The 18,961-nt window shown below is 67.5% G+C and carries 11 protein-coding genes and 2 pseudogenes; 8 read left to right on the forward strand and 5 right to left on the reverse strand.

Features of this window, described 5'->3' with window-relative positions:
• Window positions 1-46: 46 nt before the first annotated feature.
• Window positions 47-8,293, reverse strand: a complete 8,247-nt coding sequence (locus tag ACSQ25_RS10185) for an Ig-like domain-containing protein (RefSeq protein WP_436105579.1) — start codon at window positions 8,291-8,293, stop codon at window positions 47-49.
• A gap of 247 nt (window positions 8,294-8,540) precedes the next feature.
• Between ACSQ25_RS10185 and ACSQ25_RS10190 the strand changes: the two are divergent.
• Window positions 8,541-8,621 (forward strand): annotated as a pseudogene (locus ACSQ25_RS10190) (IS1/IS1595 family N-terminal zinc-binding domain-containing protein); the annotation flags it as partial.
• A gap of 12 nt (window positions 8,622-8,633) precedes the next feature.
• Window positions 8,634-8,747, forward strand: a pseudogene (locus tag ACSQ25_RS10195) (IS1595 family transposase); the annotation flags it as partial.
• Between the two features lie 56 nt (window positions 8,748-8,803).
• On the opposite strand, the gene ACSQ25_RS10200 reads toward ACSQ25_RS10195, so the two are convergent.
• The 4 genes from ACSQ25_RS10200 to ACSQ25_RS10215 form a co-directional block, all read right to left on the reverse strand.
• Entirely contained in the window at window positions 8,804-10,105 is a 1,302-nt protein-coding gene (locus ACSQ25_RS10200; RefSeq protein WP_436105580.1) for a dicarboxylate/amino acid:cation symporter, read from the reverse strand.
• 122 nt (window positions 10,106-10,227) lie between these two features.
• Window positions 10,228-11,508, reverse strand: a complete 1,281-nt coding sequence (locus ACSQ25_RS10205) for an amidohydrolase family protein (protein ID WP_436105581.1) — start codon at window positions 11,506-11,508, stop codon at window positions 10,228-10,230.
• Between the two features lie 31 nt (window positions 11,509-11,539).
• Window positions 11,540-11,920, reverse strand: coding sequence for a hypothetical protein (locus ACSQ25_RS10210; RefSeq protein ID WP_436105582.1), 381 nt, complete (start codon window positions 11,918-11,920; stop codon window positions 11,540-11,542).
• Between the two features lie 7 nt (window positions 11,921-11,927).
• Entirely contained in the window at window positions 11,928-12,722 is a 795-nt protein-coding gene (locus ACSQ25_RS10215) for a 3-hydroxybutyrate dehydrogenase (RefSeq protein ID WP_436105583.1), read from the reverse strand.
• A gap of 128 nt (window positions 12,723-12,850) precedes the next feature.
• Here ACSQ25_RS10215 and ACSQ25_RS10220 point away from each other — a divergent pair, with 128 nt between their 5' ends.
• The 6 genes from ACSQ25_RS10220 (at window position 12,851) to ACSQ25_RS10245 (ending at window position 18,959) form a co-directional block, all read left to right on the forward strand.
• Window positions 12,851-13,732, forward strand: a complete 882-nt coding sequence (locus ACSQ25_RS10220; RefSeq protein WP_436108048.1) for an alpha/beta fold hydrolase — start codon at window positions 12,851-12,853, stop codon at window positions 13,730-13,732.
• 32 nt (window positions 13,733-13,764) lie between these two features.
• Window positions 13,765-14,115, forward strand: a complete 351-nt coding sequence (locus tag ACSQ25_RS10225; RefSeq protein ID WP_436105584.1) for a RidA family protein — start codon at window positions 13,765-13,767, stop codon at window positions 14,113-14,115.
• An 8-nt stretch (window positions 14,116-14,123) separates the two neighbouring features.
• On the forward strand, window positions 14,124-16,364 hold the full coding sequence (locus ACSQ25_RS10230) for a RelA/SpoT family protein (protein ID WP_436105585.1): 2,241 nt from the start codon (window positions 14,124-14,126) through the stop codon (window positions 16,362-16,364).
• Between the two features lie 209 nt (window positions 16,365-16,573).
• Window positions 16,574-17,380 (forward strand): MlaE family ABC transporter permease, encoded by an 807-nt coding sequence (locus tag ACSQ25_RS10235; protein ID WP_436105586.1) that lies wholly within the window; start codon window positions 16,574-16,576, stop codon window positions 17,378-17,380.
• Window positions 17,381-17,397: 17 nt separating this feature from the next.
• A complete protein-coding gene (locus ACSQ25_RS10240) occupies window positions 17,398-18,330 on the forward strand; it encodes an MlaD family protein (protein ID WP_436105587.1) in 933 nt (310 codons plus the stop codon).
• Window positions 18,327-18,959, forward strand: coding sequence for a hypothetical protein (locus tag ACSQ25_RS10245; RefSeq protein WP_436105588.1), 633 nt, complete (start codon window positions 18,327-18,329; stop codon window positions 18,957-18,959). The genes ACSQ25_RS10240 and ACSQ25_RS10245 overlap by 4 nt, the downstream gene beginning before the upstream one ends.
• Window positions 18,960-18,961 lie beyond the last annotated feature (2 nt).

An 18,961-nucleotide genomic window follows, 5' to 3' on the forward strand; every position in this document is an offset into this window, starting at 1 on the left:
ATAACCGGGCGCGAGGCCCGGCTATTCAGTAGGGACGCTTCGCAGTTCAGACATCCAGGCTGGTGTCGATCACACCCACCAGCGTCGCCTTCTCGTTCGACTCGGCGAACTGCAGCAGCACGTCGCCGCGATCGAGCCTGCCGCTGTCGAGCAGGCCGGTCCAGTACGACACTTCCACATCGCTGCCGTTGCGGTGCATGGCCTGCTGGTACAGGGCCATCGTGAAGGCCCGGTTGTCCAGCGCGCCATACGCCGTCAAGGCTTCGCTGGAGGCCAGGAAGTGGTCGGCGATGCGTTCCAGCGAGACGCCGGCTTCCGACAGCGACAGCCAGTGGTTGATGCCGGCGTTGTCCGGCGCGCGGTCGAACAGCGTGGCGTACAGGCGCACCAGGGTACCGATGTCGGTATCGCCGACGCCGAGGTCGACGCTCGCCGGCCTGGCCAGCTTCTCCGCCGAGTCGGTGACGGCGAGCGCCAGGCCGGCGCGGCTCACCGTGCCGGCAGCCAGCGCGTCGGTCCAGTACTGCAGGCCGCCGGCGTCGACGCTGCGCTCCAGGCTGCGGCTGTACAGCGCCGTCACGAAGCCGGCATCGCTGGCGGCCTGCAGCTGCGCTTCAGCGCTTGCCAGCATCTGCTGCGCCACCTCCGTCAGCGTGGCGCCCTTGCCAACCGCGGCCAGCCAGGCGTCCACGCCCGCGCCATCGGCCTCGCGGCCCAGGAGCGCTTCGTACAGGCGCTCGATGCTGCCGCGTACGCTGGTGTCGGCGGTCCCGTTCGCGAAGCGCAGGATTTCGACATTGGCGACGGTATCGCTGCCGTCGGCGCCGCCGTTGCGGTGGGCCAGCACCAGGTGGCCATCGGCGAAGCGCGCCGTGTAGTCGGCACGGCCGCTGCCCACCAGCTGCACGGTGTCGGTGCCGCTGCCGCCGTCGACCAGGTCGTCGCCCAGGCCGCCGAACACGATGTCGTCGCCCTCGTCGCCATAGACCTTGTCGTTGCCGCCGGCGCTGCCGACGCTGTCGTTGCCGGCGCCGCCGTGCAGGACGTCGTCGTCCGCGCCCAGCATGATGGTCTGGCTGGCGCCGTCGCCCCACACGTTCTGCGAACCGGCACCGCCGGTCACCCGCACGTTGCCGACGATCGCGGCAAAGTCCACGTTCTGCAGCTGGATGGTCGATCCGGCCGGCAGTCCCTTCGCATCGATCACCAGGGCCGACAGGGGACCGCCGGCGCCCGGGGCCGCGCCCTGGATCACCAGCGGGCCGGCGGGCGCGGTTCCGGGCGCCACCGTCGGCACCACGGTCTGCACCAGCAGGTTGGCATCCTGGGGCAGGCTGGACAGGAAGCCGGAACCGCCGCCCGTCATCTGGGTCTGGTCATGCGAACCGGCGGCGGTCACGCCCTTGATCTCGCGGATCAGGTTGGTGATCGCATCGGCCACGCCGGCCGGCGCCGCCGAGCCGCTGACCTGCACGCCGACGCCGGTCGGCACCTGCGCGCTGAGGACCGTGCCGCCATTGCTGCTCACCAGCGGGATGTCGGCGACCGCGTTGTTGCCGACGGTTTCGTTGCGGGCCTGTTCCACCACGGGGATGGTGATCACCTGGCTGGTGCTGCCGTCGCCGTTGTCTCGGGTGCCGGTACCGACGCTGACGCCGTCGACGACGGTCGTCGGCGGCGCTACCGGCGGGGCCGCGGTGACGTGCACCGCGAGCGCCTGGGTATCGCTGCCGAATGCGTCGCTCGCCGTGACCTGCACGTCGTAGACGTTGTCCGCGCCCGCATCCCGCGGCGCGCCGTAGGACGGGCCGGAGACGAAGCGCAGCACGCCGGTGGCGGCATCGACCTGGAACAGCGCGGCATCGAGGCCGCCGCTGATCGCGTAGGCCGCGCCCTGGCCGGCCTGCACAGTGGTGACGGCGACAGCGCCTTCCTGGACGTCGAGGGCCGCCGTAGTGGCGCCGCCGTTGCTGCTGATGGCCGGGGCGATCGTGACCGGGCCGCCCGGGTCGCTGATGCTGCCGTTGACCACGCCGTCGCTGTCGAAGATGCCGCCGTCGGTCAGCGAGAACGTGAGCTTGGTCTTGCTGCCCACCGGGACGACCGAGGTGGCCAGGTTGACCCAGTTGTTGCCGGCGTCGAGCTTGTAGTAGCCGTTGACCTTGTAGCTGCTGTCGACGTAGATGCTGACCTGGGCGCTGCCGCCCGGGGTAACGCCGCCGATCGTGAAGTCGAACTGGCCGACCGGCATCTTGACGTTGCGCGGCAGGCCCGTGGCCGCCGCGATGCTGCTCACCGACGTCAGGCTCAGGCCCGCGGCCACTTCGAGTGTCGCGTAGGGCGCGCCTTGCACGATGGTCGGCAGCGAGGCCACGTTCAGCTGGGCGCTGTCGGCCACGCCGTCGCCGTTGCCGTCGCCGGTCACGCCACGTGCGCCCGGCACCGGGTCTTCGACGCTGTTCAGGCGGCCGTCGTTGTCGATGTCGCTGTCGCTCGCGTCCGGCGCGCCGTCGCCGTCCAGGTCGCCCAGCACCGTGACCCACAGGTTCTGGCTGTCCCGGGCGCCGTGACCGTCATCAACCGTCACGGTCAGGTCATAGATGTTGTCGTGGTTGCTGTCCAGCGGGTTCGCGCGCAGCGGGGTGGCGATGAAGCGGAGCACGCCGCTGACCGGGTCGATCTCGAACAGGGCCGCGTCGCCGCCGCCGATGCTGTAGCTGAGCGCATGCCCGTCGGCATCCAGGGCCGCGACCGTGGTCACGGCGCGCTGCTTCTCGGCGATACTGAAGATCGCCTCATGGCCGCCGCCGTTGCTGGTGATGACGGGCGCCGCGTTGAACGCCACGGTGTGGGCGCTGCCCGCGCTGTACCCGGCCAGGACCGGGTTGCCGGCATCGTCGGCGATGCCGGTGCCGCCGGCGTTCAGCGTCAGCTTCAGGCTGCCGTTGCCGCTGATGCCGCCGACGCTCACGGTCCAGGTGTTGCCCGCGCCGCTGACGGCGGCCAGGGTGCCGGTGGCGCTGCCGGTGGCGGACAGGCTGAAGTCGGCCAGGTCGACCCCGGTCACGGCTTCGTCGAAGACCACCGTGTAATCGACGCTGGTGGCATTCGCGGGCGCGTTGTTGGCGACGCCGATGGCGGTCGCCTGCGGCAGGCGCGCGTCGACCTGCAGCTGGTCCGCGCCGGAGCGCAGCGTGATGTTGCCGGCGTCGTCGGTGACCGTCACGCTGGCATTGCGATTGGTCGCATCGATGTTTCCGGCCACGATGGTGTAGCTGGCGCTCCAGACATTGCCGATGGCGCTGGCGGCCACCGTGCCGCCGCCGAACTGGCTGAAATCGAAGGCCACGGCGGCCACGTCGAGGTTGCCCTCCAGGCCATTGTCCCAGATTGCGGTGAGCACATCGCCGACGCGGTAGGCGCCACCAATGCCGGTGGCGCCGGCCACGGCGATCGCGCCGGCGCTGACCAGCGGCGCCTGGCTGTCGGCCGCGGCATTGCTGCCGTCGGCGCGGGTGCCGGCGTTGCCGGCGTCGTCGAGCGCGGTGACCGAGACGTTCAGGCCGGTGGCATCGAGCGTGCCGGCCGGGAGCTGCCAGCCGGCCGTCCACACGCCGCCCGCGTGGGTGGCGATGACCGCCGCCGGGCCGCCGAACTGGCTGAAGTCGACGGTGGCGCTGGCGCTGTCCGGGTTGTTGTCGCCCGAGGCGCCATCGTTCCAGGTGACGGTGATGGTATCGCCGGCAAGGAAAGTGCCATTGGCGCCGCTGGCGCCGGAGATGGCGATGTGGGCGTCGCTGACGACCGGGGCGCGGGTGTCGCCGCCGATCGCCAGGTCCGCGGCGCCGCCGGCATTGCCGCGCGCGTCGGCGTAGCCGGCGCCGGCCACGGCGATGGCGCCGGACAGGTTCTCGAGGTCGGCACTCGGCGTGAAGCTCGCCGTGTACACCTTGCTGTCGGCCGTCACGGCCAGGCCGGTGAGCGTGCCGCCGCTGGAGACGATGTCGCCGGCGTCGAAGCCGGCGGGGGTTTCGCTGAAAGTAAAGGTGATGGTAGCAGCCTGGCCGGCCTTGAAGGCCGTGCGGTCACCCGTGATGACCAGGCTCGGGGCCAGGGTGTCGCCGCCGATGGCGGCGTTGACCGTGCTGGCCACGTTGGCCAAGCCGCCGGCATCGGTGAACTTGCCGGCGCCGACCGAGATCGCGGCCGCCAGGTTCTGCTGGCCCGGCGCCGGGGTGAAGGTCGCGGTATAGACCTTGTCGTTCTGCGGGTCGACCGTGAGGGCGCCCAGGCTGCCGCCGCTGACCGTGATGTCGGAGGCCTCGAAGCCGACCGGGGTGGCGCTGAAAGTGAAGGTGACCAAGGCAGTGCCGCCCGCGTTCAGCGTGGCCTGGCTGGCGCTGATCGCCACCGTCGGCGCAGAGCTGACGCTGATCGCCAGCGCTTCTTCATAGCTGTTGCCGGCCGCATCGAGGCCGCGCACCCGCACCGACTTCATGCCGTCGCCGAGGGCGCCGGCGTCGAGCGCGCGCAGAACGCCGCCGACGATCTCGAAGGCCGTGTTGTCGGCGTCGCCGGCGCCCGCCACCAGGGTGTAGCCGAAGCTGTCCTGCGCGTTGGCGTCGACGCTGCTCAGCGTGCCGACCACGGCATGGGCGCCGTCCAGAGTGGTGATGGCGGCGTTGCTGAGGGCGATGTCGGTCGGCGCGGCGCCGTCGACGACGATGCTCCTGGCGGCGCCGAGCGAGCCGGCGGCGCCGGGGGCGGCCAGGGCCAGCACGGCGTCGTTGCCGGCCGCGTCGCGGATGCTGCCGCCGTTCAGCTGGAGCGCGCCGGTGCCGACGACGTCGAGGTCGCTGGTGAGATCGCCCGCCTGCACCGTGTAGCTGAACGCGATGGTGTTGCTGCCGCTGCCGCCGCTGTAGGTGGCGACGCGGTCGGTGGCGCCGGTTTCCAGTTGCAGGGTCGGCTGGCCGACGACGGTCACGGCTTCCAGGAAGTTCAGCTGGATCGTTATCGTGTCGCCCAGCTTGTAGCTGCCGTCGGCACCGCTTGCGCCGACGGCGCTGACCGCCGCGGCCAGGGTGTCGCCGCCGATGGCGGCGTTGACCGTGCTGGCCACATTGGCCAGGCCGCCGGCGTCGACGAACTTGCCGGCGCCGACCGAGATCGCGGCCGCCAGGTTCTGCTGATCCGGCGTCGGAGTGAAAGTGGCGGTATACACCTTGTCGTTCTGCGGGTCGACCGTGAGGGCGCCCAGGCTGCCGCCGCTGACCGTGATGTCGCCGGCGACGAAGCCGACCGGGGTTTTGTTGAAGGTGAAGGTGATCAGCGTGCTGCCGTTCACGCCGAGCGAACCCTGGGCGGCGCTGATCGCCACTGTCGGTGGCGAGCTGACGGCGATCGACAGGGCTTCTTCGTAGCTGTTGCCGGCGGCGTCAGTGGTGCGCACGCGCACCGACTTCGCACCCTCGGTGAGGGCGGCGGCGTCGATGGCGCGCAGTGCGCCGCCGACGATCTCGAAGGCGGCGTTGTCGGCCGAGCCGGCGCCGTTCACCAGGCTGTAGCTGAAGCTGTCCTGGGTATTGGCATCGACGCTGCTCAGGGTGCCGACCACGGCGTGGGCGCCGTCCAGGGTGGTGATGGCGGCGTTGCTGAGGGCGATGTCGGTCGGTGCTGCGCCGTCGACGACGATGTTCCTGGCGGCGCCGAGCGAGCCGGCGGCGCCGGGGGGGGCCAGGGCCAGCACCGCATCGTTGCCGGCCGCGTCGCGGATGCTGCCGCCGTTCAGCTGGAGCGCGCCGGCCCCGAGGACATCGAGGTCGCCGGTGAGATCGCCGGCCTGCACCGTGTAGCTGAAGAACAGGGTGTCGCCGCCGTTGCTGCCGGTGAGGAGGGCGCTGCGGTCTAGCGTGCCGGTTTCTAGCAGCAGGGTGGGCGAACCGGTGACGGTGACGGCTTCGCTGAACTTGACCTGGATCACCACGGTGTCGCCAGCCTTGAAGGTGCCGTCGGTGTTAAGGGCGCTGACTTCCAGGACCTGCGGCGCCACCACGTCGAGGCCGGTCATGGTGAAAACCGCCGGGGTCGATACGCCGCCGTCGCCGTCCTCGACGGTCAGGGAGAAGTTGCGGGCGCCCGCGCTGGGGGCGGTGTACATCAGGTACTTGATGAAGGCGTCGGCCGTGCCGGCGTCGGCATAGGCACTGGTGAAGTCGATCATCAAGTCGTGGCCGGAGTGGCCGTCGAAGCCCGGGCGAACCTGGCCGACTGCGGTCCAGACGCCGTTCACGGGCATGAAGATCTTTTCGCCCCCGATCAGTTCGCCGCCGAGGGTATTGGCATCCGGGCCGGCGGCCAGGATGCCGTTGGCGAAGTCGAGCACGAAGCGGCCGTCGCCATTGCCGGACTGCTGGGTGATCCTGAGCAAGCCGCCGTTGAAGTCGCCGCCGTCGGCGTCGGTGACGCCGGCCGGCTGGGTGCTGACGAAGTCGTAGTAGTCGACGTAGGCGCTGTCGAGGACCAGGTCGGTCGCGCCCGGCGTGAACGGGGTGGAGTCGCCGTGCAGCTCGCTCACCACCGGGGCGGCGTTCGAGATCAGGCCGTAGTCGACCGCGGTGCCGGCGGTGAACTGCACGTTCCTGAGGTTACCCGATTCGGTCACGACCAGGATATCGCCGCCGGGAGTGATGGTGAAGGTGCCCTCGTCGAAGACTTCGCCTTGCAGGCTCATCGAGGGCAGTTGCGCTTCCCCGACATAGCCCTGGGTCCAGGTAGACCCGTCCTTGCGCAGGATCGTGAAGTTCGATTCCGAGTAGTCGGCCGGCGACTGCGACACCAGCATGTGCAACTTGCCGGCGCCAAATTCCATCTTGTAGATGGCGCGTGCGTCGGGATAGCTGAGGCTGGCGTCGGTCGCCCAGCTGCCGGTTTCGTTCGACAGAACCTTGAGCGTAGAGCCGGTGACATTCCAGTTGCTGTCGTATGCTGTCGTGTTGTGTCCGATATAGAACGTGCCCGCGCCGTCGGTGGCCAGCGTGTACATGGTCTCGAGGTCGCTGGCGATTTTCTCCGCCACCGACCAGGTAGTGCTGCCGGGAGCCTTGCTGGTGTGGTACAGGTTGCCGTAGGTGTCGTTCTGGTTGTCCTCGCGCACGTAGAAAAGGTGGACGGTCCCGTTGTTGTCCGTGACGATGTTCGGGTCCTGCAGTTCGTCGATGCCGGCGATGGTGGTGGTCAGGACGGTCGAAGTCGTCCAGGTCGCGCCGCTGTCGCTGCTCGACGCGTACTGGATCTTGTATTCCGTCGAGGAGCTCGTGCCATAGTTGTACTTGTAGACGGCATGCAGGGTGCCGTCGGCGGTCAGCGTCAGCGAGGGCTCGCTGAAATTGCGCGCCCCGCTAGGGTGCGAGGCCTGCTCGACCACAGCCGTTGTCCAGCTATTGCCCAGCACATTGTATTCGCCGAACTTGATGCCGCGCGTCGATCCGAGGTTGTCGCCGTTGGTGACCACGGAATGCTGGAACATCAGGTCGAGGTTGCCGTGGGCGTCGACTTGCAGGCTCAGGTAGTCGGAGAAATAGGTGTCACCGGTCATGCTGGTGGTCAGCTTGGTGATCTCGGTCCAGCCGGCGCCGGTCCACTTCTTGATCGAGATGGCGGAGCCGTCGAGCTTGTGCGCCATGTAGACGTTCCCACTGGCGTCCTGCGCAATGGTGCTGTACGACCATGTGTTCTGGCCGTAGGTATGAACGCCTCCGGTGCTCAGCGCCAGCGTGGCCAGATAGCCATCCGCCGCGTCGCCCATGGCCGATGCCGTGTCGACCTGGCCTACACTGGCTTCCAGCTGCCAGTCGCCGCCGGCCTGCAGGCCGCCGCTCGCATCGGTGGAAGCGGCGACGTCGGCACCGGTGGCTTCGCCCAGCGTCCGCAGGAAGCCGGCGCCCGCGGTGCCGGCGCCGGTCTCGCAACCGTAAACGAGGATGTCGCCGTCTTCCACGAGCGCGGCGCCGATCTCTGCCAGCGCAGCGGCGTTGTCCTTCAGGTAAGCGGCGTCGATACTGACGTCGCCGAGCTGGAGCAGGCCGGAGGCGCCGTGGCCAACCAGGTGGATGGCGCCGAGTCCGCTGCGGCCGGCGAGGACCTGGGCGATCTGTTCGACGCCGGAGCCGGCCGGGTCGAGGATGACAATCTCGATGCCGGGGCGCATGCCTGCAACCAGCGTGGCAAGATCCGCCAGGTTACCGTTGATGAAGGCGATTTCCTGGCGAGGCGCGATGGTGATGTCAGACATGGGAGGGTCCTAAAGTTTGCTGGAGGGGAATTTAATTTCTCTACGGCATTATCTTATCGGGAGATTGCGAACAGGAAAAGTCAAGTTGCTGAACGATCAAGGCTTTTCGGCGACAGATAGAGGGATTTGCATGCATTTCGGGTAAGGAGCTATGACCAAGCCATAAACGCGCTGTCACCGCTAGCGATGGATGAGGGTTGAACTGCTGAGCTCACCCATGGTCCAAGTCCTGTCCGCATGGACAGGAAGCGGCCATCAGCGCTACCGTTGCCGCGAATGCGGGCGCACCTTCAAGGACCTGAGCGGCACCCCGCTGGCACGGCTGCGGCTGCGCGACACTTCGCGCTATTTACCGAATTACCTGGGCTGGCGCTGGGCACTCGATGGCGGACGGATTAATTCTGCTGAACAATTGCTGCGCATCGCATTCGGAGTCATCCATAGACAAGGGTGACAGCGCCATAAAAAAACGCGCCCGAAGGCGCGTTCTCGCGGAGCGTAAAGACAGGCTTATGCGGCTGCGCGCACCGGCTCCAGGTCCTTCTCGCCATCGACCGGCACGCGGCCGCTCAGGACGGCGTCCATGCGCTCGGTGTCGAGTTCCTTTTCCCACTTCGACACCACCACCGTCGCCACGCCGTTGCCGATGAAGTTGGTCAGGGCGCGGGCTTCGCTCATGAAGCGGTCGATGCCGAGGATCAGGGCCATGCCGGCCACCGGGATGGTCGGGACCACCGCCAGCGTCGCCGCCAGGGTGATGAAGCCGGCGCCGGTGATGCCCGATGCGCCCTTCGAGGTCAGCATCGCCACCGCCAGGATGGTCAGTTCCTGCATCAGGGTCAGCTCGGTGTTGGTGGCCTGGGCCACGAACAGGGCCGCCATCGTCATGTAGATGTTGGTGCCGTCCAGGTTGAACGAGTAGCCGGTCGGGACCACCAGGCCGACCACCGGCTTGGAGCAGCCGAGGCGTTCAAGCTTGCGCATCAGGGCCGGCAGGGCGCTTTCCGACGAGCTGGTGCCGAGCACGATCAGCAGTTCTTCCTTGATGTACTTGATGAAGCGGAAGATCGAGAAGCCGGTGTATTTCGCGATCGCGCCCAGCACCACGGCCACGAACAGGAAGCAGGTCAGGTAGAAGGAACCCATCAGCTTGGCCAGCGGCAGCAGCGAATCGAGGCCGTACTTGCCGATGGTGAAGGCCATCGCACCGAAGGCGCCGATCGGGGCGGCCTTCATGACGATGTTCACGACGCCGAAGATGGCGTGCGAGAAGTCCTCGATCATCTTGGTCACCGGGCGGCCGCGCTCGCCCATCATCGACAGCGAGAAACCGAACAGCAGGGCGATCAACAGCACCTGCAGGATGTCGCCCTTGGCGAAGGCATCCACGAAGGTGTTCGGGATGATGTTCATGATGAAGTCGGTCGTGGTCTGGCTTTGCGCCTTCTCGGTGTACTTGGCGATCGAGGAGGCGTCCAGGTGGGCGACGTCGACGTTGAAGCCGGCGCCCGGCTTGAGGACGTTGGCGACCACCAGGCCGATGGCCAGCGCGAAGGTCGATACGACCTCGAAGTAGAGCAGGGCCTTGCCGCCGACGCGGCCGATCTTCTTCATGTCCTGCATGCCGGCGATACCGGCGACGACAGTACAGAAGATCACGGGGGCGATGATCATCTTGATCAGTTTGATGAAGCCGTCTCCCAATGGCTTCATCTTCGCGCCCAGTTCAGGGTAGAACACCCCGAGCAACACGCCGAGCACGATGGCGATCAGCACCTGGACATACAGAATTTTGTAAAAAGGCTTTTTCATGGCAACTCTTCTAAGAGAAGTTTGTGGTGTTGCCATCTTGTCGGAAGCGGACCGCCTTATCTATTGTGGATATCCGCAGGCCTTATATCTTGTTATGCCTTATGCCAATTCTGTATAGCGTGCTATTTCCGGAACACCTGGCCGCCCTTCATCACGAAGCCCACCTTGGCCGCTGCCCCGATGTCCTCGGTCGGGTCCCCTTCGACCGCCACCACATCCGCCAGCATCCCCGTCTTCAGCTGGCCGATGTCCTTCTTTCCCAGGATCTCCGCCGCCACCACGGTCGCCGCCCGCATCGCCTCCAGCGGTGTCATTCCGAGCTTCACCATCCATGCCAGTTCGCGCGCATTGGTCCCGTGCGCGAACACGCCGACGTCGCTGCCGTTGCCGATCCTGACCCCGACCTTGCGCGCCAGCGCGAAGGCCCGGTGCGCCTGCTGCATGGCGGGCGTCGGCGTCCCGCCGCGCACATGCTTCTGGAAGTATTCGCCGGTCGCTTCCGGCGCCGTCAGGGTCGGGATGTAGGCGGTGCCGCGCTCCTTCATCAAACGGAAGGTGGCTTCCGATGCGCCGTAGCCGTGCTCGATGGTGTCTGCACCCGCCAGCACGGCCATGCGGATGGCGTCGTCGCTGCTCGCGTGCACCGCCACCTTGCGTCCCGTGACGTGGGTGGCGGCGACCATCGCCTTCATTTCTTCCATCGTGAAGGTCGGGCGCGCCGTGCCGTCGATGCCGGTGCGGTAGTCGCCGTAGATCTTGATCCAGTCCGCGCCGCGCGCCGACTGCTCGCGCACCGCCTTGGTGACTTCGTCGATGCCGGTGGCCGGCTGGGCGCCATAGGGGATTTCCATGTCGGGCCGGTAGCTCTTCTCGGCCGGGCCGTAGCTGTAGCTGGCCACGATCGCTTTCGTGGCAATCAGCAGGCGCGGACCGGGTGCGACGCCCTCGTCGATGGCGCGCTTGATGCCGGCGTCGGCATAGTCGGCGCCTTCGGTGCCGAGGTCGCGCAGGGTCGTGAAGCCGGCCTGCAGGGTCGCGGCCGCATGGCGGCCGGCCAGCATGATGCGGTAGGCGACCGGCTCCTTGATCACCTGGTCGTCCCAGGTGGTTTCGTTGTAGGGATGCAGGAGGACGTGGGAGTGCAGGTCGATCATGCCGGGGGTGAGGGTCTTGCCGGGCAGGTCGATGCGTTCGGCATCAGGCGGCACCGCAAGCTTGTCGGCCGGGCCGACGGCCTCGATGCGGCCTTGCGAGACCAGCACCGCCCAACCGTTCTTCGACGATCCCTCGCCGGTCCAGACGCGGTCGGCGGTGAGGAGGACAGGGCGCTGGTTGGCAGCATGGGCGCCGCTGGCGAGCAAGGTGAGGATGGCAAGGGCGAGTGCCCTGGTGGTGCGTTGCATGCAGTGTCTCGTTGTTGTAGGTGTGTGAACGCTATGCTTCCAGATCCCCCAGCGACTGCTCGATCCCCAGCTGCACGTCGCGCAGGAAGGCCCCGCCCTGGTCGGACAGCGCAATTCCCGGCACCGCCAGTTCGACCAGGCAGACCAGGGTCTGGCGGAACCAGGCCATGTCGGTGCCCATGAGGGGCAGGGCGTGCGCGTCGATCAGGTAGTGCACCGCGCGCGTCAACAGGTTCGGGTCGCGCCCGGCGCGGGCGATGCCGGGTGCGAAATCGACGACTTCCCGGTGGAAGCGGTCGGCCAGGGTCTCGAGGATGTCGTTCGAGACCTGGGGCTGGCCGGCCGCGAGCACCACCCGGGCCAGGTCGAGGCAGGCGTCCTGCAAGGCAGCTTCGTCGAGGCGCAGTGTCATCGTGGCCTTATTGCGCGGCCCAGCCGCCGTCCATGTTCCAGGCCACGCCGCGCACCTGGTCGCCGGCCGGGCTGCAGAAGAACACGGCCAGCGCGCCCAGTTCCGCCGGGGTCACGAACTCGCCCGAAGGCTGCTTCTCGGCCAGCAGGGCCTTGCGCGCCGCATCGTTGCTCAGGCCGTCGCGCGCGGCGCGGTCGTCCACCTGCTTCTGCACCAACGGGGTCAAGACCCAGCCCGGGCAGATCGCATTGCAGGTCACGCCGGTGGTGGCGTTTTCCAGCGCGGTGACCTTGGTGAAGCCCACCAGGCCGTGCTTGGCCGCGACATAGGCCGACTTGCCCGCCGAGCCCACCAGGCCGTGCACCGAGGCCAGGTTGATGATGCGACCCCAGTTCTTTTGCTTCATGCCTGGCAGTGCCAGGCGGGTGGTGTGGAAGGCCGAGGTCAGGTTGATCGCGATGATCGCGTCCCATTTCTCGGGCGGGAATTCGTCCACGGTCGCCACGTGCTGGATGCCTGCGTTGTTGACCAGGATGTCGACGCCGCCGAACTTGTCGGCAGCAAAACGCATCATCGCCTCGATCTCGCCCGGCTTGCTCATGTCGGCGTTGTGGTAGGCGGTCTGCACGCCGAACTCGCTGCCGACGTCCGTGTAGAGCTTCTCGATCTGCTGGGCGTCGCCGAAGCCGTTGAACACGATGTTGGCGCCCTGTTCCGCCAGCGAACGGGCGATGCCGAGGCCGATGCCAGAGGTCGATCCGGTGACGAGTGCTGTTTTACCGCTGAGCATACTGGATTTCATTGGGTCCTCTAAATTTAAGGGGGGGTGAGGCTTGCTTTCGCAGAATTGGTAGAATTCTAATCGCAACGCCCGGTAAAATGGCGCGTTGGGATAGTAGAACGGACAATATTGCCATGACGGAGCCGGGGATGAGCGAAGCCAGATTAAAAAGCGTGCAGTGCAGCTCGCCCGCCGGCTTGCACCGGATGGCCTACAAGGAGTGGGGCGACCCGCTCAACCCGAAGGTGCTGGTCTGCGTGCACGGCGTCACCCGCGTGGCGGACGACTTCGACGGGCTGGCGCGCGCCCTATGCGACGAATACCGCGTGGTCTGCCCGGACGTGGTCGGCCGCGGCCGCTCGGGCCGCCTGCGCGATCCCGAGTACTACACGGTGCCGCAGTACGTGGCCGACATGGTCACCCTGATCGCCCGCGTTACCCCGGACGACGCACTGGGCGTGCACTGGTTCGGCACCTCGATGGGCGGCCTCATCGGCATGATGCTGGCCTCGCTCGAGGACAGCCCGGTGCGCAAGCTGGTGCTCAACGATATCGGCCCGGTGCTCGACCAGGGCGCGATCGCCCGCATCGGCGAGTACATCGGCCAGGACATCCGCTTCCCCGACTTCGACACCGGCGCGGCCTATGTGCGCGCGGTGTCGACCTCCTTCGGCCCGCACACCGAGGAAGAATGGTTCAAGCTGGCGAACGACGTGCTGCGCCAGGACCCGGACGGCCAGTGGGTGCGCCACTACGACCTCGGCCTGGCCCAGCCCTTCCGCGCCATCACGCCGGAGCGCGCGGCCGGCGACCAGGCGGCGCTGTGGTCGGCCTGGGACGCGATCCGTTGTCCGACCCTGCTGGTGCGCGGCGAGCAGTCCGACCTGCTGTCGCGCGAGACGGCCCGGGAGATGTGCACGCGTGGGCCGAAGCCGCGGCTGGTCGAGATCCCGGGCGTCGGCCATGCGCCCACCTTCGTGCAGCCTGAGCAGATCGCAATCGCACGAGAATTTTTAATCGGCGCGGAATGAAGGTTCCCGCCACTTTACTTGAGAAAGCAGTCATGGAAATCAAACGACTCCACGTGGGCAAGCGCCTCTCCGAAATCGCCATCCACAACGGCACCATCTACCTGGCCGGCCAGATCGCCGAAGACACCACCCAGGGGATCGAGGGCCAGATGCGCGAGGTGCTGGGCCACGTCGACCGCCTGCTGGGCGAAGCCGGCAGCGACAAGTCCTGCGTCCTGATGTGCCAGATCTTCATCGCCGACATGGGCCTGTTCGCCGGCATGAATACGGTCTGGGACGAGTGGGTGCCCCAGGGCCATACGCCGCCCCGCGCCACCGTGGAAGCCAAGCTGGCCAACCCTGCATGCCTGGTCGAGGTCTGCATCACCGCCGCACTGCGCTAAGCACCTAGATGGTATCAACCGCTTTACTGGGTGACGCCACCACCCAGCTGGTCCAGGGACTCAGCGTGGAGGATTGCGCGCGGGTCCAGGCCGCGCTCGACTACGCCGCCGGCATGTACGGCGAGCGCTGCGCCGCCACCGGCCAGAACGCCTTCGAGTTCTCGCTCGGCGTGGCCGGCACGCTCTCCTACCTGCGCACCGACGCCGAGACCCGCATCGCCGGCCTGCTGTTCGAGCTGGCGATGATGGACCCGGCGGTCGCCGGCTCGCTCGAGGAGCGCTTCGGCAAGGAAGTGTCGGACCTGGTGCAGGGCGTCTACCAGCTGGTCAAGCTGCGCGACCTCACGGCCGGCAAGGAGCAGGTCGGTAGTGGAAAAAACGCCGCCCAGCAGGCCGCCGCCCAGGTGGAAACCCTGCGCAAGATGCTGCTGGCGATGGCTTCCGACATGCGCGTGGTGCTGATGCGCCTGGCCTCCTGCGCCGCCAGCCTGCGCTGGTTCGCGGAGCAGAAGCGCTTCGACGAGGTCACCCGCGCCTACGGCCGCGAGGTGCTCGACTTCTATGCGCCGCTGGCCAACCGACTCGGCATCTGGCAGCTGAAGTGGGAGCTCGAGGACCTGTCTTTCCGCTTCATCGAGCCGGACACCTACAAGCGCATCGCCAAGATGCTCGAAGAGAAGCGCATGCAGCGCGAAGGCTTCGTCGAGGCCTCGATCAACCGCCTGCAGACGGAGCTGCACGATGCCGGCATCAAGGCCGAGGTCTCGGGCCGGCCGAAACACATCTACAGCATCTGGAACAAGATGCGCGGCAAGGAGCTCGACTTCTCGTCCCTGTACGACGTGCGCGCCTTCCGCGTGATCGTCCCGGACGTCAAGACCTGCTACACGGTGCTCGGCATCGTCCACAACATCTGGACGCCGATCCCGAAGGAATTCGACGACTACATCTCGCGCCCCAAGCCGAACGGCTACCAGTCGCTGCACACGGTCGTCACCGCCGAGGACGGGCGGCCGCTGGAAGTGCAGATCCGCACCCAGGAGATGCACAACTTCGCCGAGTACGGCATCGCCGCGCACTGGCGCTACAAGGAAGAGGGCGGCTCGAACTTCAAGAGCCAGAAGTACGACGAGAAGATCGCCTGGCTGCGCCAGCTGCTGGCCTGGAAGAGCGACGTCGCCGACGTGGTCGCGGGCCAGGAAGACCTGCAGAAGGAATGGGTCGAGAAGCTCAAGGCCACCACGCTGGACGACCGCATCTTCGTGCTGACCCCGCAGGCGCGGGTGCTCGAGCTGCCCCAGGGCGCAACCCCGATCGACTTCGCCTACCACCTGCACAGCGAGGTGGGGCACCGCTGCCGCGGCGCCAAGATCGACGGCGTGATGGTGCCGCTGAACACGCCGCTGAAGAACGGCCAGACCTGCGAGATCATCACGGCCAAGGGCCCGGCCGGCAGCCAGGGGCCGTCGCGCGACTGGCTCAGCCCGGGCTATACGGTCAGCAGCCGGACCAGGTCGAAGATTCGCGCGTGGTTCCACGCGATGGAGCAGGCCGAGACCCTGGCCCAGGGCCGGACCCTGGTCGAGAAATCGCTGCAGCGCGAGGGCAAGACCGCGGTCAACCTGGAAGCGCTGGCGCACAAGCTGGGTTTTGCCAAGGTCGAGGAACTGTTCATCCAGGTCGGCAAGGAGAAGTTCAGCCTGCGCCACGTGGAAGCGGCCCTGCACGACACGCCGGAAGCACCGCCGCCCGTCGACGAAGCGGTGGTCTACAAGAGCCGCGCCTCGAGCGTGGAGCAGGGTGCCAAGTCGGGCGTGCTGGTGGTCGGCACCGAGGGCCTGATGACGATGCTGGCCAAGTGCTGCAAGCCGGCGCCGCCGGACCCGATCTGCGGCTTCGTCACGCGCGGCAAGGGCGTCTCGATCCACCGCCTCAGCTGCAAGAACTTCGCCGAGATGCGCGCCAAGGCGCCGGAACGGGTGATCCAGACCGAATGGGGCTCGGCCGGGCTGGAGACGGTGTACCCGGTCGACCTGTTCATCCTGGCGATGGACCGGCAAGGGCTGCTGCGCGACATCTCGGACGTGTTCATGCGCGAAAAGATCAATGTGATCGGGGTGAACACCCAGAGCGCCAAGGGACAGGCGCGCATGGTGTTCACGGCCGAGATCGGGTCGACCGGGCAGCTGCAGAAGGCGCTGGGGGCGATCGGGGAGGTGAAGGGGGTGATGGAGGCGCGCCGTCAATAAGCGCGGTTGCGGTGCTCAGGCAAACTTGGGCCCCGGCCTTCGCCGGGGCGACGGTTTTTGGGCGAGTGGTACAAACAGGGTTGTTGGGCCGCTCCTTTTGCGCGTCATCCCGGCGCAGGCCGGGATCCAAGTTCCAACGAGTCGTCGAAAAGTATCAATTTGATACAAAAACCGAGCACATCCATCAGAATTTGTATCATATTGACACCATGCGCCGAACCCTGAACCTCTACGCCAGACCCAGCCTGTGGGGCCTCGCCTTCGCACGCTACCTGCGCAGCTGGTGGTACATGGTGCACCTGGGCGCGGTCGCCATCGTGATGGCCCTGTCGCCCTCGACCTACAACCGCGAGAACCGCCTGGCCGCGGCCCGCCACATCTACGCCAGCGCCTGGCAGGTGCTGCCCTGGTTCGCCCTGGCCTCCGCACTCATCAGCCTCGTCATCATCCGCATCGTGCTGGTCACGGCCAAGAGCTACGGCCTGTCGCACTTCGCGCTCGAGATGGTGGTGCGGGTGCTGGTGCTGGAGCTGATTCCTCTGTCTGCCGCGATGTTCGTGGCCCTGCGCGCCAGCATGGCCTTCGACGCCTCGGCCCTCGGCCTGGCGCGTGCCGGCATGTCCGCGCAGGCCGCCAACGACGAGGCACTGCGCCGCATGCGGCGCGACATGGTGCCGCAGCTGCTGGCGAATGCTTTCGGGGTGCTCAGCCTGGCGATGGTCACCAGCGTCATCGTGCTGGCGCTGGCCTACCTGAACGTGTATGGCCTGTCGCCCTGGGGCATGTCCGACTACACCCGCACCGTCGGCCGCGTGTTTTCGCCGGCGGTGACCATCGGCTTCGTGCTCAAGACGGTGTTGTTCGGCCTGGCCGTGGCCCTGATCCCGCTAGCGGCCATCCTCGAGCTGCAGCGCTATCCGCGCCGCGTCAACTTCACCGTGCAGCCGGGCGCGCTGCGCCTGCTGTTCGTGCTGCTGGTGATCGAAGCTGCCTCGCTCGCACTTAAATACATCTAAAAGAAGAATAGGACGACATGACCGAACCCTTGCCGGACGAACCGAAACACGTCGAACTCAAGGCAATGATCCTGCTGGTGGCGATCGGCATCCTGGTCGCCGCCTTCATCGGCTACGTGATGCACGCGCGCGGCGTGTTCGAGCCGACCCAGCGCCTGGTGCTGGAGACCGACGATTCGTCCGGCGTCATCCCCGGCATGGACATGACGTTCGCCGGCTTCCCGATCGGGCGCGTCAGCCAGGTCGAGCTCTCACCCGAAGGCAAGGTGCGGATCCTGGTCGACGTACAGAGCAAGGATGCCAAGTGGCTGCGCACCTCGAGCGTGTTCACGCTGGAGTCGAGCATCGTCGGCGAGACCCGGCTGCGGGCCTTCACCGGCCTGCTGAACGACCCGCCGCTGCCGCCGGGCGCCACCCGCCAGGTACTGCGCGGCGACGCAACCGCCGAGATCCCGCGCATCGTCGCCACCGCCCGCGCGCTGCTGGAAAACCTCGAGACCATGACGGCGACCGGCTCGGACATCAATGCCAGCCTGGCCAACATCAATTCCGTCACCGGCCGCATGTCGGGCCCGGCCGGGGTGCTGGGCGGGGTGATGGGCGGCGATGCCGAGGCGCGCAAGCTGCGCGAGGCGCTGGATCGCATCAACTCCCTGCTGGGCAAGACCGAGCAGCGCGTCTACGGCAAGGATGGGGTGATGGACGACGCCCAGGTCGCGATCCGGCAGCTGCACGTGGTGCTGCAGGATGCCAGCACCACGCTCAAGAAGGTGGACGCGGTGCTGGTCGAGGCCCAGGCGGTCGGCGCCAACGCACGCGTGGCCACGCAAGACCTGGGCGCGCTGCGCGGCGAAGTCGACGCCAGCCTGCGCAAGGTGAACCGCCTGGTCGACGAGATCAACCGCAAGTGGCCCTTCGCCCGCAGCAACCAGGAGATCAAGCTGCCATGAGAATCTGCGCTTTCCTCGCCGTGGCAATGCTCGCAGCTTGCGCCGGCAAACCGCTGCCGCCGGACTGGCAGGCCGACGCCAAGGGCGCCCTCGACGGCTCCGTCGACGACTACCTGAAGGGACACACGGCCGCCGCGGCCGCCGGCTTCCGCAGTGCGCGCACGGCGACCACCAGCACCGGCCGGCCCGACTACGTGGCCCAGGTCGAGCTGGTGCGCTGCGCGGCCCGTGTGGCCAGCCTCGATTTCGACGATTGTCCGGGCTACGCGGCCCTGGCGCAGGAGGCGACGCCTGAACAGCGCGCCTATGCCGATTATCTGTACGGCCGATGGGAAGGTTTGAACGGGGCCTTGCTGCCCGAGCAGCATCGTCCGGTGCTGGCGAGCGGCCAGGTCGCCGGCGTGGCCGATCCGCTGGCGCGCCTGGTGGCGGCCGGGGCTGCGTTCAAGGCTGGCCGCATTACGCCGGAAGGCATGGCGCAGGCGATCGACACGGCGTCGAACCAGGGCTGGCGCCGTCCGCTGCTGGCCTGGCTGGGCGTGCAGGCGCAGCGCGCCGAGGCGGCCGGTAATGCGCAGGAAGTGCAGCGCATCCGGCGCCGGATCGCGCTGGCCTCAGGACAGGGCTGAGT

The sequence above is a fragment of the Massilia sp. LjRoot122 genome (assembly GCF_964252725.1).
GTDB lineage: Bacteria > Pseudomonadota > Gammaproteobacteria > Burkholderiales > Burkholderiaceae_D > Telluria.

Bases quoted from the DNA above. Each gene is read 5' to 3' on its own strand.
- ACSQ25_RS10200 (WP_436105580.1), bottom strand. From the start codon at position 10,105: ATGAAAAAGCCTTTTTACAAAATTCTGTATGTCCAGGTGCTGATCGCC.
- ACSQ25_RS10235 (WP_436105586.1), top strand. From the start codon at position 16,574: ATGCGCCGAACCCTGAACCTCTACGCCAGACCCAGCCTGTGGGGCCTC.
- ACSQ25_RS10220 (WP_436108048.1), top strand. From the start codon at position 12,851: ATGAGCGAAGCCAGATTAAAAAGCGTGCAGTGCAGCTCGCCCGCCGGC.
- ACSQ25_RS10215 (WP_436105583.1), bottom strand. From the start codon at position 12,722: ATGAAATCCAGTATGCTCAGCGGTAAAACAGCACTCGTCACCGGATCG.
- ACSQ25_RS10230 (WP_436105585.1), top strand. From the start codon at position 14,124: ATGGTATCAACCGCTTTACTGGGTGACGCCACCACCCAGCTGGTCCAG.
- ACSQ25_RS10210 (WP_436105582.1), bottom strand. From the start codon at position 11,920: ATGACACTGCGCCTCGACGAAGCTGCCTTGCAGGACGCCTGCCTCGAC.
- ACSQ25_RS10205 (WP_436105581.1), bottom strand. From the start codon at position 11,508: ATGCAACGCACCACCAGGGCACTCGCCCTTGCCATCCTCACCTTGCTC.
- ACSQ25_RS10245 (WP_436105588.1), top strand. From the start codon at position 18,327: ATGAGAATCTGCGCTTTCCTCGCCGTGGCAATGCTCGCAGCTTGCGCC.
- ACSQ25_RS10240 (WP_436105587.1), top strand. From the start codon at position 17,398: ATGACCGAACCCTTGCCGGACGAACCGAAACACGTCGAACTCAAGGCA.
- ACSQ25_RS10225 (WP_436105584.1), top strand. From the start codon at position 13,765: ATGGAAATCAAACGACTCCACGTGGGCAAGCGCCTCTCCGAAATCGCC.
- ACSQ25_RS10185 (WP_436105579.1), bottom strand. From the start codon at position 8,293: ATGTCTGACATCACCATCGCGCCTCGCCAGGAAATCGCCTTCATCAAC.